At 71.6% G+C, this 14037-nt stretch carries 12 protein-coding genes; 11 read left to right on the plus strand and 1 reads right to left on the minus strand.

Annotation, left to right across the window (positions count from 1 at the left end; all coding sequences use genetic code 11):
* Positions 1-28 precede the first annotated feature (28 nt).
* From AB0B41_RS31985 to ugpC, 6 genes are all read left to right on the plus strand, one after another.
* Positions 29-1222, plus strand: a complete 1194-nt coding sequence (locus AB0B41_RS31985) for an acyl-CoA dehydrogenase family protein (RefSeq protein ID WP_358209969.1) — start codon at positions 29-31, stop codon at positions 1220-1222.
* A gap of 237 nt (positions 1223-1459) precedes the next feature.
* The gene (locus AB0B41_RS31990) at positions 1460-1981 is read left to right on the plus strand and encodes a general stress protein (protein ID WP_345380926.1); all 522 of its coding nucleotides are present in this window, start codon (positions 1460-1462) and stop codon (positions 1979-1981) included.
* A gap of 246 nt (positions 1982-2227) precedes the next feature.
* Positions 2228-3583 carry an ABC transporter substrate-binding protein gene (locus AB0B41_RS31995; RefSeq protein WP_358209971.1) on the plus strand — a complete coding sequence of 452 codons (1356 nt, stop codon included), beginning with the start codon at positions 2228-2230 and terminating at the stop codon, positions 3581-3583.
* A gap of 2 nt (positions 3584-3585) precedes the next feature.
* Positions 3586-4548, plus strand: coding sequence for a sugar ABC transporter permease (locus tag AB0B41_RS32000; RefSeq protein WP_358209983.1), 963 nt, complete (start codon positions 3586-3588; stop codon positions 4546-4548).
* 62 nt (positions 4549-4610) lie between these two features.
* On the plus strand, positions 4611-5438 hold the full coding sequence (locus AB0B41_RS32005) for a carbohydrate ABC transporter permease (protein ID WP_358209985.1): 828 nt from the start codon (positions 4611-4613) through the stop codon (positions 5436-5438).
* A gap of 4 nt (positions 5439-5442) precedes the next feature.
* Entirely contained in the window at positions 5443-6642 is a 1200-nt protein-coding gene (gene ugpC, locus AB0B41_RS32010; protein WP_358209973.1) for a sn-glycerol-3-phosphate ABC transporter ATP-binding protein UgpC, read from the plus strand.
* 151 nt (positions 6643-6793) lie between these two features.
* On the opposite strand, the gene AB0B41_RS32015 is transcribed toward ugpC, so the two are convergent.
* The gene (locus AB0B41_RS32015; protein ID WP_358209987.1) at positions 6794-8050 is read right to left on the minus strand and encodes an ROK family protein; all 1257 of its coding nucleotides are present in this window, start codon (positions 8048-8050) and stop codon (positions 6794-6796) included.
* 107 nt (positions 8051-8157) lie between these two features.
* Here AB0B41_RS32015 and AB0B41_RS32020 point away from each other — a divergent pair, with 107 nt between their 5' ends.
* The 5 genes from AB0B41_RS32020 to AB0B41_RS32040 all read left to right on the plus strand — a co-directional run bounded on the left by AB0B41_RS32020 (position 8158) and on the right by AB0B41_RS32040 (position 13974).
* Positions 8158-9669, plus strand: a complete 1512-nt coding sequence (locus AB0B41_RS32020) for a sugar ABC transporter ATP-binding protein (protein ID WP_358209989.1) — start codon at positions 8158-8160, stop codon at positions 9667-9669.
* A 119-nt stretch (positions 9670-9788) separates the two neighbouring features.
* Complete coding sequence (locus AB0B41_RS32025) at positions 9789-10703, plus strand: ABC transporter permease (protein WP_358209991.1); 915 nt, start codon at positions 9789-9791, stop codon at positions 10701-10703.
* Between the two features lie 33 nt (positions 10704-10736).
* Complete coding sequence (locus AB0B41_RS32030; RefSeq protein WP_358209975.1) at positions 10737-11801, plus strand: substrate-binding domain-containing protein; 1065 nt, start codon at positions 10737-10739, stop codon at positions 11799-11801.
* A gap of 20 nt (positions 11802-11821) precedes the next feature.
* Positions 11822-12976 carry a Gfo/Idh/MocA family oxidoreductase gene (locus AB0B41_RS32035; protein ID WP_358209993.1) on the plus strand — a complete coding sequence of 385 codons (1155 nt, stop codon included), beginning with the start codon at positions 11822-11824 and terminating at the stop codon, positions 12974-12976.
* Positions 12973-13974 carry a sugar phosphate isomerase/epimerase family protein gene (locus AB0B41_RS32040; RefSeq protein WP_358209977.1) on the plus strand — a complete coding sequence of 334 codons (1002 nt, stop codon included), beginning with the start codon at positions 12973-12975 and terminating at the stop codon, positions 13972-13974. The genes AB0B41_RS32035 and AB0B41_RS32040 overlap by 4 nt, the downstream gene beginning before the upstream one ends.
* The last annotated feature ends 63 nt before the right edge of the window (positions 13975-14037 follow it).

A 14037-nucleotide genomic window follows, 5' to 3' on the forward strand; every position in this document is an offset into this window, starting at 1 on the left:
CTGACCCGACTCGACGAGGAGAGGCACCATGGCCCGCCTGGCCCAGACCGCCGGTCTCACGGACGTGCAGGAGGAGATCATCTCCACCGTCCGCACGTTCGTGGACAAGGAGATCATCCCGCACGCGACCGCCCTCGAGCACGCGGACGCCTACCCGCAGGACATCGTCGACGGGATGAAGGAGATGGGGCTCTTCGGCCTCACCATCCCCGAGGAGTACGGCGGCCTGGGCGAGTCCCTGCTGACCTACGCCCTGGTCGTCGAGCAGATCGCGCGCGGCTGGATGAGCGTCTCCGGCGTGATCAACACCCACTTCATCGTGGCCTACATGCTGATGCACCACGGCACCGAGGAGCAGAAGCAGAAGTACCTGCCGCAGATGGCGCTGGGGGAGACCCGGGGCGCCTTCTCGATGTCGGAGCCGGACCTCGGCTCGGACGTCGCGGCGATCAAGACCCGCGCCAAGCAGGACGGCGACGACTACGTCATCGACGGCGCCAAGATGTGGCTGACCAACGGCGGCTCGTCGAACCTGATCGCGCTGCTGGTGAAGACGGACCTGGGGCAGCCGAAGCCGTACCAGAACCTCACCACGTTCCTGGTGGAGAAGCCGTCCGGCTTCGGCGAGGTCGTCCCCGGGCTCACCATCCCCGGCAAGATCGACAAGATGGGGTACAAGGGCGTCGACACCACCGAGGCGGTGTTCGACGGCTTCCGCATCCCGGCCGCACAGATCCTGGGCGGGGAGGCCGGCAAGGGCTTCTCGCACATGATGGACGGCGTCGAGGTCGGCCGCGTCAACGTCGCGGCCCGCGCCTGCGGCATCTCGATCCGCGCCTTCGAGCTGGCCGTGGAGTACGCGCAGCAGCGCGCCACCTTCGGCAAGCCGATCGCGGAGCACCAGGCCATCGCGTTCAAGCTGGCCGAGATGGGCACCAAGGTCGAGGCGGCCCACCTGATGATGGTCAACGCGGCCCGGCTCAAGGACCGCGGCGAGCGCAACGACGTCGAGGCCGGCATGGCGAAGCTGCTGGCGAGCGAGTACTGCGCCGAGGTGACCCAGGAGGCCTTCCGCATCCACGGTGGCTACGGGTACTCGAAGGAGTACGAGATCGAGCGCCTGATGCGCGAGGCGCCCTTCCTGCTGATCGGCGAGGGCACCAGCGAGATCCAGAAGACGATCATCTCCCGCGGCCTGCTCAAGGAGTACCGCTCCCGCTGAGAGGTGCACGAACGGCACTTTCGCGCGGACCTACCGCACGACAGTGCCGTTCGTGCGTTCGGCGGCCGGTCACGTCGCCGGGTGCGGAACGCGTGATCACCGGCGTGCCGGCAGCGGACGCGATGGCGTGCCTTATCGTGACCAGCGCGGAGGGCACTTCGGCGCGGTCCCGGTCGTTGACATCATGGGCACCGAGATGTCCGAGGTGTCCAGTCGGCCGTACCGAGGAGAGAGCCCGTGACCACCCCGTTCGGCGGAAGCGGACAGCCCGCGCCGGGCCTGCCCAATCTGCCCACCCCGCCCACCGGATGGCCGGTCGGCTCGTACGCCACCTACGAGGAGGCGCAGCGGGCGGTCGACCATCTCGCCGACAGCGACTTCCCCGTGCGGGACGTGACGATCGTCGGCGTCGACCTGATGCTCGTCGAGCGGATCGTCGGGCGGCTGACCTGGGGCCGCGTGCTCCTCTCGGGCGCGGCCTCCGGCGCCTGGTTCGGTCTGTTCGTGGGCCTGCTGCTCAGCCTGTTCAGCACGGGCGGCGGCGGCGTCGTCCGGATCGTGGTCGCACTGCTCGGCGGCATCGTGTTCGGCCTGGCCTTCGCGGCGGCCCAGTACTGGGGCACCCGTGGCCGCCGCGACTTCACCTCGGCCAGCCAGATGGTCGCCGGCCGGTACGACGTGCTGTGCCAGCCGCGCAACGCGGAGAAGGCCCGCGAGCTGCTGGCGAAGCTGGCGATGGGTACCGCCACGGGCGCCTGACCGCAAGCCGGACTCCGCCGTTGGTGTCCATTTCGGTCTGATCAGGTCTCGGCTTGGTCACTGCCGCGATCTCGGATTGCGGGGTGCCCGGAGCCGACATAGGTTTCCCGTACCGATCGCCGCTCGTGATCGGGGTCACACGACTGTGCGATGCCGCGCCGCTGCTCCCGTACCGGCTGCCCGGGGTCGCCGGAACGGGAGGCCGGAATGGGGCAGCCGCCGGGCACGCGGGCCGGGGGAGCCGAGGTGCGGCGTCGCAGACGGCGTCGCGGGCGAGGCCGCTGGGCGGCCGCCGGCGGCGTGGTGCTCGCCGCGGCGGTCCTGGCCGGCTGCGGGGCCGAGGCGGCCGGGCCGCCGACGCTGAACTTCTACACCCCGGCGGACGGCGCGACGCAGTACGCCGAGGCCGCCGCGGACTGCACCACGGCCGCGAACGGCCGGTACACGATCGCCCAGCAGACCCTCCCGAAGGGCGCGGACGACCAGCGGCTCCAGCTGGCCCGCCGGCTCGTCGCGGGCGACACCTCGGTCGACATCGTCGGCATCGACGTCACCTGGACCGCCGAGTTCGCCAAGGCCGGCTGGCTGGAGAAGTTCCCGCCCGCCGTTCGGAGCCAGATCGAGCAGGGCACCCTGGCCGGACCGCTCGAGACCGGCACCTACCAGGGCGACCTGTGGGCGGCGCCGCTCAACACGAACACCCAGATCCTCTGGTACCGCAAGGACCTCGCCCCCACGCCGCCGACGACGTGGGACGAGATGATCCAGATGTCCGAGGCGCTGCAGCAGCGGGGCCTGCCCTCCTACATCGAGGTGCAGGGCGCCCAGTACGAGGGCCTCACGGTCTGGTTCAACACGCTGGTCAACAGCGCCGGCAGCCAGATCGTCGACGAGAACGGCAAGGTCCTCATCGCCGAGCAGCCCGGCGCGGGCGACGCCGAGCAGGCCGCGACGATCATGAAGCGGGTGGCGTCGTCGCCGGCGTCCGACCCGTCGTTGTCGGTGGCCAAGGAGAACGACGGCCGGCTCGCCATGGAGGCCGGCACCGCCGCGTTCCAGATCAACTACCCGTTCGTCTACGCCTCCATCAACACCCCGCCGCCGGACGGCGGCGGTGGCGGCACCTTCATCGACGAGCAGGGCAAGCCCGCCGCGACGGACACCGGACGCCAGGTCGTCGACGAGTTCGCGTGGGCGCCGTACCCGTCGGTGAACCCGGGCGAGCCCGCCAAGGTCACCATCGGCGGCCTGAACCTCGGCGTGAGCAGCACCTCGCTGCACAAGGACCTGGCGTTCGAGGCCGTGCAGTGCCTGCGCAACCGGGAGAACCAGCTGCGCAACGCCGTCGACGGCGGCGTCCCGCCGACGCTGGAGGCGCTGTACTCGGACCCGTCCTTCCAGCAGGAGTACCCGGCCTGGCAGGCGATCAAGGAGTCGCTGGACAACGCGAGCGTGCGGCCCAAGACCCCGGCCTACCAGAGCATCTCGATCGTGATCTCGGACCTGCTCAACCCGCCCGCGGACATCGACCCCGCCGCGGTCCCGGCCGAGCTCGCCGACCAGATCGTCCGCGCGCAGAACTCGGAAGGGCTGGTGCCGTGAGTATCGACAGCGGGGCCCTCGCGGCCGCGACGAAGCAGCAGACCGAGCAACAGGGCGGGGCGCACCGCAAGGGCAAGCCCGCGCTGTCCGAGGGCAAGAAGGCGGAGCGGCGGCTCGGGCTCCTGCTCTGCGCGCCCGCCGCGATCATCATGGTCGCGGTCACGGCGTACCCGATCATCTACGCGATCTGGCTGTCGCTGCAACGCTACGACCTGCGGTTCCCGGCCGAGCGGAGCTTCGCCGGGCTGTCCAACTACGCCGCCGTGCTCTCCAGCGAGTACTGGTGGCGCGCCTTCCTGGTCACGATGATCATCACGATCGTCTCGGTGGCGATCGAGTTCGTGCTCGGCCTGGCGCTGGCGCTGATCATGCACCGCACGATCGTCGGGCGCGGCCTGACCAGGACCGTCGTGCTCATCCCGTACGGCATCGTCACGGTCGTCGCGGCGTTCAGCTGGCAGTTCGCCTGGACGCCGGACAAGGGCTACCTGGCGGCGATGCTGCCCGAGGGCGCCGCGCCGCTGACCGGGCAGGTGTCGGCGATCCTGCTGATCATCCTGGCCGAGGTCTGGAAGACCACGCCGTTCATGGCGCTGCTGCTGATGGCCGGCCTCGCCCTCGTGCCGGACGACCTGCTCAAGGCCGCCCAGGTCGACGGCGCCGGCCCGTGGCAGCGGCTGACCCGGATCATCCTGCCGATGATGAAGCCGGCCATCCTGGTCGCGCTGCTGTTCCGCACGCTCGACGCCTTCCGCGTCTTCGACAACATCTACATCCTCACGCAGGGCTCCAACGGCACCGGCTCGGTGTCGATGCTGGGCTACGACAACCTGTTCAAGGCCTTCAACCTGGGCATCGGCTCGGCGATCAGCGTGCTCATCTTCATCGCCGTCGCGCTGATCGCGTTCCTGTTCATCAAGTTGTTCGGGGCCGCGGCACCCGGGTCCGACGAGGGGAAGCGCTGATGGCCACCGCAGTGGAGTCCCGGCCGGCCGCCCCGGCGAAGGGGTCGTCCAAGGGCGCGGGCATGTCCGAGGGGCAGAAGAAGACCTGGTGGGCCGTGGCCGACCTGGTCGTGCTGCTGTACGCGCTGGTGCCGGTGCTGTGGATCCTGTCGCTGAGCTTCAAGACCACCGACACGATCACGGACGGGAACTTCTTCCCGCGAGCCTGGACCCTCGACAACTACGCGCAGATCTTCCAGATCGGGCTCTTCACGTCCGCCCTGGTCAACTCCATCGGGATCGCGCTGATCTCGACGGTGCTGGCCGTGGTGATCGGGACCATGGCGGCGTACGCCATCGCCCGGCTGGACTTCCCGGGCAAGAAGGTGCTGGTCGGCGTCTCGCTGCTGATCGCGATGTTCCCGCAGATCTCGCTGGTGAGCCCCCTGTTCGACATCTTCCGCGGGATCGGCATCTTCGACACCTGGCTCGGGCTGATCCTGCCGTACATCACGTTCGCGCTGCCGCTGGCGATCTACACGCTCTCCGCCTTCTTCCGGGAGATTCCGTGGGAGCTGGAGAAGGCGGCGAAGATGGACGGCGCCACGCCGCTGCAGGCCTTCCGCTCGGTCATCGTCCCGCTGGCCGCGCCGGGCGTGTTCACCACGGCGATCCTCGTGTTCATCTTCTGCTGGAACGACTTCCTGTTCGCGATCTCGCTGACCTCGACGAGCCGCTCCCAGACGGCCACGGTGGCGATCGCGAACTTCACCGGCGCCTCGCAGTTCGCCGAGCCGACCGGGTCGATCGCGGCCGCGGCCGTGCTGCTCACCATTCCGATCATCGTCTTCGTGCTGTTCTTCCAGCGCCGGATCGTCGCCGGGCTGACCTCCGGCGCAGTGAAGGGATAACCCGATGGCCGACATCGTCCTGGACCACGTCTACAAGCGGTACCCCGACGGCACCCTCGGCGCCGACGACGTCAACATCGAGATCGCCGACGGCGAGTTCATCATCCTCGTCGGGCCCTCCGGCTGCGGGAAGTCCACGACCCTCAACATGATCGCGGGCCTCGAGGACATCTCCGAGGGGGAGCTGCGCATCGGCGGTAACCGGATGAACGAGCGCGCGCCGAAGGACCGCGACATCGCGATGGTGTTCCAGTCCTACGCGCTCTACCCGCACATGACGGTGCGGGAGAACATGGCCTTCCCGCTCAAGCTGGCCAAGGTCGACAAGGCGGAGATCGACCGCAAGGTCACCGACGCCGCGAAGATCCTCGACCTCACCCAGCACCTGGACCGCAAGCCCGCCAACATGTCCGGCGGCCAGCGGCAGCGCGTCGCGATGGGCCGCGCGATCGTCCGCAGCCCCAAGGCCTTCCTGATGGACGAGCCGCTGTCGAACCTCGACGCCAAGCTGCGCGTGCAGATGCGGACGATGGTCTCCAAGCTGCAGCAGCGGCTGGAGACGACGACGGTCTACGTCACGCACGACCAGACCGAGGCCATGACGCTGGGCGACCGGATCGTCGTCATGCGCAGCGGCGTGGTGCAGCAGATCGGCTCGCCGCAGCACCTCTACGACCAGCCCGCCAACTTGTTCGTGGCCGGGTTCATCGGCTCGCCGGCCATGAACTTCCTGCCGGCGCGGCTGGAGAACGACACGCTCCGCACGGCCCTCGGCGACCTGGCGGTGAACGACCGGCTGCGCCAGACGCTGTCCGCGGCGCAGGTGGAGCGGGACGTGATCGTCGGCATCCGGCCGGAGCACTTCGAGGACGCCGCCCTGGTCGACGAGGGCCTGCGCGCGCAGGGTTCGATTTTCACCGCGCAGGTCGACGTGCTGGAGTCCATGGGCTCGGACAAGTTCGTCTACTTCACGGTGGACGAGCAGGCGACCTCGGACGAGCTCGCCGAGCTCGCCGCCGACGCCGGAACCACCGACGTCCCGGGCGGCGACGCGGGCTCGCTGGTCACCCGGTTCTCCGCCGCCTCGCACGCCACCGAGGGCCGGCCGGTCGACGTGTGGGTGGACACCTCGAAGCTGCAGGTCTTCGACCCGAAGAACGGGAAGAACCTGACCGCGAGCGAGGCCGCCCCCGCCACCGTCTGACCCCGTCCCGCGAGTCGGCATTTCCGGTCGACCGAACCGCACATGTCGGGACCTCCCGGGATGTGCGGTTCGGACACGTGGAAGTGCCGACTCGCAGTGTCAGAAGTGCCGACTCGCGGGGGGCTGGCGCGGCTCGCGGAAGTGGGGGTGGTCAGGGGGCGGGGAGGAGGAGGCCGATCGACTCCGCGGAGAGCACCCGCTCGATGCCGAGGACGGTGGCTCCGGCGACGCCCGCGTACTCCCCGAGCACGCTGTTGGTCAGCACCAGGTTGCGCGTGGCGAGGGGTAACGCGCGCTGGTAGACCACGCTGCGCACCCCGGCGAGCAGCTCGTCGCTGGCTGCGGTGAGCGAGCCGCCGAGGGTCACCCGCGCCGGGTTGTAGAGGTGCACGAGGGTCGCGACGAGCTCGCCGATCAGCCCGGCCGCCTCCCGCACCGCGGCGATCGCGCCGGCGTCGCCGCGCCCGAGCATCGCCCGCAGGTCGGCGATCGAGGGCACGTCGCCGCGGCCGCCGAGCCGGCGGGCGATGGCGCCGGCCGAGGCGACGGCCTCGATGCAGCCGACGTTGCCGCACACGCACGCGTCGTCGGGTGCGCCGCGCACGCGGACGTGCCCGATGTCGCCGGCCGCGCCGTCCGCACCGTGGTGCAGCGAGCCGCCGCCGGTCACGAGCCCGCCGCCGATGCCGGTCCCGACCTTCACGAACAGCAGCGGGACCTGGTCGGCGGGCAACGCGCGGGCCTCGCCGAGCGCGCGCAGGTTGACGTCGTTCTCCAGCACGGCCGGGCAGCCGAAGGTCTGCTGGAGCCGGGCCGTCACCGGGTAGGCGTGCCAGCCGGGCATGATCGGCGGCCGCACCGGGATCCCGAGGTGGTTGTCGACCGGCCCGGGCAGGCCGATCACGACCGCCCGCGCCGGGACGGCCGATCCCGCGCGGAGCCGGGTGAGCTCCGTCTCCACCGTCCGGAGCACGGTGTCCGGCCCGTCGATGACGTCGAGGTCGACGTGCGTGTGCGCGAGCACCCGCTGGGCGAGGTCGGTCACGGCGAGGTGCGCACCCCGCGCGCCGACGTCCGCGAGCAGCACCTGACCGCCCTCCGCGGCCAGCGCGAGGCGCTCGGCGGGGCGGCCCCGGCCGGCCGTCGGCCGCAGCCCGTCGAGCCGGAGGAGCCCGCCGGCGAGCAGCCCGTCGACCGCGGTGCTCACGGTGGTCCTGGCCAGGCCGGTCGCCGCGACCAGGTCGGCCTTGCTCACCGCCGTGTCCGACGCGACCAGCCGCGCGACGGTGCTGAGCAGCAGCGCCGGGTCGATGCGCCCGGACTGCGGCGGGGCGCTGAGCCGCAATGGGGGCAGCAAGGCGGGACCCGGCAGCGGGGGCCGGGCCGTGGTCGAGTGCGGCAACGCCATCGTCACGCCCCGATATCGTCCGATAAATAGCGTGAAAGGGCATTATTCGGTCGTTGTACGGCGCTGGTCAACGCTTCTACGTTCCCCTCGTGGCGTCACTGCTGACGATGCGCGGGATCGTGAAGACCTTCCCCGGCGTGCGCGCGCTCGACGGCGTCGATCTCGACGTCGCCGCCGGCGAGGTCCACAGCCTGCTCGGGCAGAACGGGGCAGGGAAGTCGACGCTGATCAAGGTGCTGGCGGGCGCCCACCGCCTCGACGCCGGCGCGATCACCTGGGACGGCGCCCCGGTCACGTTCGGCTCGCCGCACGCCGCCGACGCCGCGGGCATCGCCACCATCCACCAGGAGCTCGACCTCGTGCCCGGGCTGTCGGTCGCGGAGAACGTCGTGCTCGGCCACGAGCCCGCCCGGCTCGGCTTCACCCGCCCCCGCGACGCCGAGAAGATCGCGCGCCGGCTCCTGACGCGGCTCGGCCACCCGGAGATCCCGCCCCGCCGCGAGCTCGGCGACCTGTCCGCCGCCGGCCAGCAGATCGTCAGCATGGCCCGCGCGCTGGCCCGCGACGCCCGCCTGATCGTGATGGACGAGCCGTCGGCCGTGCTCGATCCGGAAGAGGTGCGCAACCTCTTCCGCGTCATCCGCGAGCTGACCGCCGACGGCGTCGCCGTCGTCTACATCTCGCACCGGCTCGAGGAGATCCGCGAGATCGGCGACCGCGTGACCGTGCTCAAGGATGGCCGGACGGTCGCCCGGAACCTCCCCGCCCGGACCACCCCGACCGCGGACGTCATCCGGCTGATGACGGGTCGCACGCTCGAGTACGTGTTCCCGCCGTCGGCCGGCGGGATCGGCGAGGTCGTCCTCGAGGTCGAGGGCCTGGGTCGCGGGACCGAGTTCGGCGGCGTGTCGTTCACCGTGCGGGCGGGCGAGGTGGTGGGCCTCGCCGGTCTCGTCGGCTCCGGCCGCTCGGAGATCCTCGAGACGATCTACGGCGCCCGCCGGGCGGACACCGGCGAGGTCCGGGTGCGCGGCCGGACGCTGCCCCGCGGGGTGCCCGCCGCGGTGCGGGCGGGGCTCGGGCTGTGCCCGGAGGAGCGCAAGACCCAGGCGCTGCTGCTCGACGAGCCGGTGATGCGCAACGTCTCCCTCCCGGCCCTGCGCCGCTTCGCGCGCGGCGGGTTCCTCGGCGGGGAGGCCGAGCTGGCCGACGCCGGCGTGGTCACCGCGCAGCTCGACGTCCGGCCCGCCGACCCGCGCCGGCCGGCTCGCACGCTCTCGGGTGGCAACCAGCAGAAGGTCGTCCTGGCCCGGTGGCTGCTGCACGGCTGCACCGTCCTGCTGCTCGACGAGCCCACCCGCGGCGTCGACGTCGGTGCCCGCAGCGAGATCTACGCGCTGGTCCGCCGGCTCGCGGGCGAGGGCGTCGCGGTGGTGCTGGTGTCCAGCGAGGTGCCCGAGGTGCTCGGGCTGGCCGACCGGGTGCTCGTCGTGCGGGAGGGCCGGATCGTGCACGCGGGCCCGGCCACGGAGCTCGACGAGCACCGGGTGCTCGACCTGGTGATGGAAGGAGCGGACATGACCGCCGACGGACGGCCGACCGCGGGGGCGGGACCGTGAACGAGCAGAGCCCGACCTCGGAGGCCCGGGCGCCGGAGGCGCCGGAGCCCCTCCCGCCCGCGCGGCCGGAACCGTCCCGCGTGGTGCGGCTGCTGTTCGAGGGCGGCGTCGGGCGCAACATGGGTCTCGTCGCCGTGCTGGTGCTGCTCGCGGTGGTCGGCGTGGTGACGGCGCCGCGGACCTTTCCGACGGCGTCGAACCTGCTGACCGTGCTGACCTCGGCGTCGATCATCGGGGTCCTGACGGTCGGCGTGACGTTCGTGATCATCGGCGGCGGCATCGACCTGTCCGTCGGCAAGGTGATGGCGCTGGCGTCGGTGTGGGCCACGACGGTGGCCACGCAGTCGTTCGGCGCGCTCGTGATGATCTTCTGCGCGCTGGCGGTGGGGGTCGGCGCGGGGCTGATCAACGGCGTGCTGATCGCGTACGGCCGGATCGTCCCGTTCATCGCCACGCTGGCCATGCTGATCTCCGCGCAGGGCCTGGCGGAGCTCATCTCCGGGCGGCGCAGCCAGATCGTCACGGACCCCGTGATCGCGGCCATCGCGAGCACCCGGATCCTCGGTATCCCGCTGCTCGTCTACATCTTCGCCGTGGTGATCGCCGTCGGGTGGGTCGTGCTGAACCGCACCACCTTCGGCCGCCGGACCTTCGCGATCGGCGGCAATCCCGAGGCGGCGCGGCTGGCGGGCGTGGACGTGCGGCGGCACACCGTGCTGCTCTACGTCGTCTCGGGGCTGTGCTGCGGCATCGCGGCCATCATGATCGCCTCGCTCACCACGACCGGCTCGAGCACCCACGGCACGCTCTACGAGCTCGACGCCATCGCCGCCGTGATCATCGGCGGCACGCTGCTCACCGGCGGCCGCGGGACGCTGATCGGCTCCATCCTCGGCGTCCTGGTGTTCACCGTGATCACCAACCTGTTCGTGCTGAACAACCTGGCCATCGAGGTCCAGAACATCGCCAAGGGCGCGATCATCGTCGTCGCGGTGCTGATCCAGGCCCGCGCCCGGCGCTCGTCCACCACCTGATCCGGCTGCTGTCCACGAAGGAGCGCGAGAGCCATGTCCGATTCCCTGCTGCCGGGAGGCCTCGGCCGCCGCGGCTTCCTCGCGGCCCTCGGCGTCGGCGCGGCCGCCACCGTGGCGGCCTGCACCAGCAACGAGGCGCCGTCGAGCGGTTCGGGCGCCAACGTCGGCGCCGCCGCCGGCGACAACGCCACCCCGGGCGCCCCGGTCACCATCGGGTTCTCCGCGCCCGCGGCCGACCACGGCTGGATCGCGGCCATCGCGAACAACGCCAAGGCGCAGGCCGAGCAGTACCCGGACGTCACCTTCGCGCCCGTCAACCCGACCAACGACGTCGCCCAGCAGATCGCCGCCGTCGAGACGCTGATCAACCAGAAGGTCAACGCCCTGGTCATCCTGCCCAACGACGGCAGCCAGCTCACCAGCCTCGGCCGCCGGGCGATGGACGCGGACATCCCGGTCATCAACCTGGACCGGATCTTCGACTCGCCGCTGGCCTACCGGACGTGGATCGGCGGCGACAACTACGGCATGGGCGTCAGCGCGGGCACCTACATCGGCGAGCGGCTCCGCGCTGCGAACGTCACGAACCCGGTCATCGGCGAGGTCGCGGGCATCGACAACCTCCCGTTGACGCAGGAGCGCAGCAAGGGCTTCTCCGACGCGCTGGCCTCCTACGGCTACGCGGTCGGCCCGCGGCAGGCCGCGGACTTCACGGCGCAGGGCGGGCAGCGCGTCACCGCGAACCTGCTGCAGGCCGCGCCGAAGCTCGACGCCCTCTGGAACCACGACGACGACCAGGGCATCGGCGTGCTCGCCGCGATCAACCAGGCGGGGCGCTCCGAGTTCTTCATGGTCGGCGGCGCCGGCTCGGCCAACGCGATGCGGGACATCCAGGCCGACAACACCGTCCTCAAGGCGACGGTGACCTACAGCCCGACCATGGCGTCGTCGGCCATCGCGCTGGCCCGGCTCGTCGCGCAGAACCGTGGCATGGGCGACCTCGTGGAGAAGGAGGTCCCGACGTCGATCACGCTGGCCTCGGCGACCATCACCAAGGAGAACGTCGCCGACTACCTGCCGCTGGGCTTCGAGTCGTGACGCCTCCGCTCGGCGTCGGCATGATCGGCTACGCCTTCATGGGTGCGGCGCACTCGGCGGCGTGGCGCTCGGCGGCCCACGTGTTCGACCTGCCGCTCGCCCCCGAGATGGCGGTCCTGTGCGGCCGCGACCCCGCCGCGACCCGGGCGGCCGCGGCGAAGCTCGGGTGGCGGTCCGTCGTGACCGACTGGAAGGAGCTGCTCACCCGGGACGACGTCGCGCTCGTCGACGTCTGCACGCCCGGCGACACGCACGCGGAGATCGCGATCGCGGCGCTCGACGCCGGCAAGCACGTGCTGTGCGAGAAGCCGCTCGCCAACAGCGTCGACGAGGCACGGGCGATGGTCGCGGCGGCGGAGCGGGCGCAGGCCCGCGGGGTGCGCTCGATGGTCGGGTTCAACTACCGGCGGGTGCCGGCGATCGCGCTGGCCCGGCGGCTGGTGGAGCAGGGCCGGATCGGCCCGGTGCGGCACGTGCGCGCGGTGTACCTGCAGGACTGGATCGTCGACCCGGAGTTCCCGCTGGTCTGGCGGCTGCAGCGGGACAAGGCCGGCTCGGGCGCGCTCGGCGACATCGGCGCGCACATCGTGGACCTCGCGCAGTACGTCGTGGGCGACCGGCTCACCGGCGTCTCGGCGCTCACCGAGACGTTCGTGAAGGAGCGACCGCTGGCGACCGTGTCCGGCGGCCTGTCCGGGGCCGGCGGTGCGGAGCGCGGGCCGGTGACCGTCGACGACGCGGCCCTCTTCCTCGGCCGCTTCGCCGGCGGCGCGGTCGCCTCGTTCGAGGCCACCCGCTTCGCGACCGGGCGCAAGAACGGCCTGCGGCTGGAGATCAACGGTGGGTCGGGCTCGCTGGCGTTCGACTTCGAGGCGATGAACGAGCTCTGGTTCCACGACGGCACCGAGGCGGCCGACACCGCCGGCTTCCGGCGCATCCACGTCACCGAGCCGACCCATCCGTACATGGAGGCCTGGTGGCCGCCGGGGCACGGGCTCGGCTACGAGCACACCTTCGTGCACGAGGTGGCGGACCTGGTGCGCGACCTGGCGGCGGGGACCGACCCGACGCCGTCGTTCGCCGACGGGCTGCAGGTGCAGCTGGTGCTCGACGCGGTCGAACGGTCCGCGGCCGGGGGCAGCTGCTGGGAGACGATCGAGGGGGACGCGTCATGAGACCGGTCACGCTGTTCACCGGGCAGTGGGCCGACCTGCCCTTCACCGAGGTGGCCCGGCTGGCGGGGGAGTGGGGCTACGACGGGCTGGAGATCGCCTGCTGGGGTGACCACTTCGACCCGTGGGCGGCCGTCGAGGACGACGGGTACGTGCAGGAGCGGCTCGACATCCTCGAGAAGCACGGGCTGCGGGTCCACGCGATCTCCAACCACCTCACCGGCCAGGCGGTCTGCGACGACCCGATCGACGAGCGGCACAAGGGGATCGTGCCTGGGCGGGTGTGGGGCGACGGCGAGCCCGAGGGGGTCCGGCGGCGGGCGGCCGAGGCGATGCAGGTGACCGCCCGGGCGGCGGCGAAGCTCGGGGTGAACACGGTCGTCGGGTTCACGGGCTCGTCGATCTGGAAGACGGTCGCCATGTTCCCGCCCGTGCCGCAGTCCATGGTGGACGCCGGCTACCGGGACTTCGCCGACCGCTGGAACCCGATCCTCGACGTGTTCGACGAGGTGGGCGTGCGGTTCGCGCACGAGGTGCACCCGTCGGAGATCGCCTACGACTACTGGACGACGGTCGCGGCGTTGGAGGCCGTCGGGCACCGGGAGGCGTTCGGGCTCAACTGGGACCCGAGCCACTTCGTGTGGCAGGATCTCGACCCGGTCGGGTTCCTGTGGGACTTCCGGGACCGGATCTACCACGTCGACTGCAAGGACGCGAAGCGCCAGGTCGGCAACGGGCGCAACGGCCGGTTGGGCTCGCACCTGCCGTGGGCGGACCCGCGGCGCGGCTGGGACTTCGTGTCCACCGGGCACGGCGACGTTCCGTGGGAGGCGTGTTTCCGGATGCTCAACACCATCGGCTACGACGGGCCGGTGTCGATCGAGTGGGAGGACGCCGGCATGGACCGGCTGGTCGGGGCGCCGGACGCGCTGGCGTTCGTGCGACGCAACCTGTTCGACCCGCCCGGGGCGGCATTCGACTCGGCCTTCGGCGGCAACTGAGGTTTCCGCACCTCAGCAGGGGTCGTGAGCGGCGACTGCCCCCCGAAGGGGGGGGTCCCGGCG

It is taken from the genome of Pseudonocardia sp. NPDC049154, assembly GCF_040648315.1.
Lineage (GTDB): Bacteria > Actinomycetota > Actinomycetes > Mycobacteriales > Pseudonocardiaceae > Pseudonocardia.

Excerpts from the sequence above, each read along its gene's own strand:
- AB0B41_RS31985 (WP_358209969.1), top strand. The coding sequence starts at position 29 with ATGGCCCGCCTGGCCCAGACCGCCGGTCTCACGGACGTGCAGGAGGAG.
- AB0B41_RS32005 (WP_358209985.1), top strand. The coding sequence starts at position 4,611 with ATGTCCGAGGGGCAGAAGAAGACCTGGTGGGCCGTGGCCGACCTGGTC.
- ugpC (WP_358209973.1), top strand. The coding sequence starts at position 5,443 with ATGGCCGACATCGTCCTGGACCACGTCTACAAGCGGTACCCCGACGGC.
- AB0B41_RS32015 (WP_358209987.1), bottom strand. The coding sequence starts at position 8,050 with ATGGCGTTGCCGCACTCGACCACGGCCCGGCCCCCGCTGCCGGGTCCC.
- AB0B41_RS32020 (WP_358209989.1), top strand. The coding sequence starts at position 8,158 with ATGCGCGGGATCGTGAAGACCTTCCCCGGCGTGCGCGCGCTCGACGGC.
- AB0B41_RS32025 (WP_358209991.1), top strand. The coding sequence starts at position 9,789 with ATGGGTCTCGTCGCCGTGCTGGTGCTGCTCGCGGTGGTCGGCGTGGTG.
- AB0B41_RS32030 (WP_358209975.1), top strand. The coding sequence starts at position 10,737 with ATGTCCGATTCCCTGCTGCCGGGAGGCCTCGGCCGCCGCGGCTTCCTC.
- AB0B41_RS32035 (WP_358209993.1), top strand. The coding sequence starts at position 11,822 with ATGATCGGCTACGCCTTCATGGGTGCGGCGCACTCGGCGGCGTGGCGC.
- AB0B41_RS32040 (WP_358209977.1), top strand. The coding sequence starts at position 12,973 with ATGAGACCGGTCACGCTGTTCACCGGGCAGTGGGCCGACCTGCCCTTC.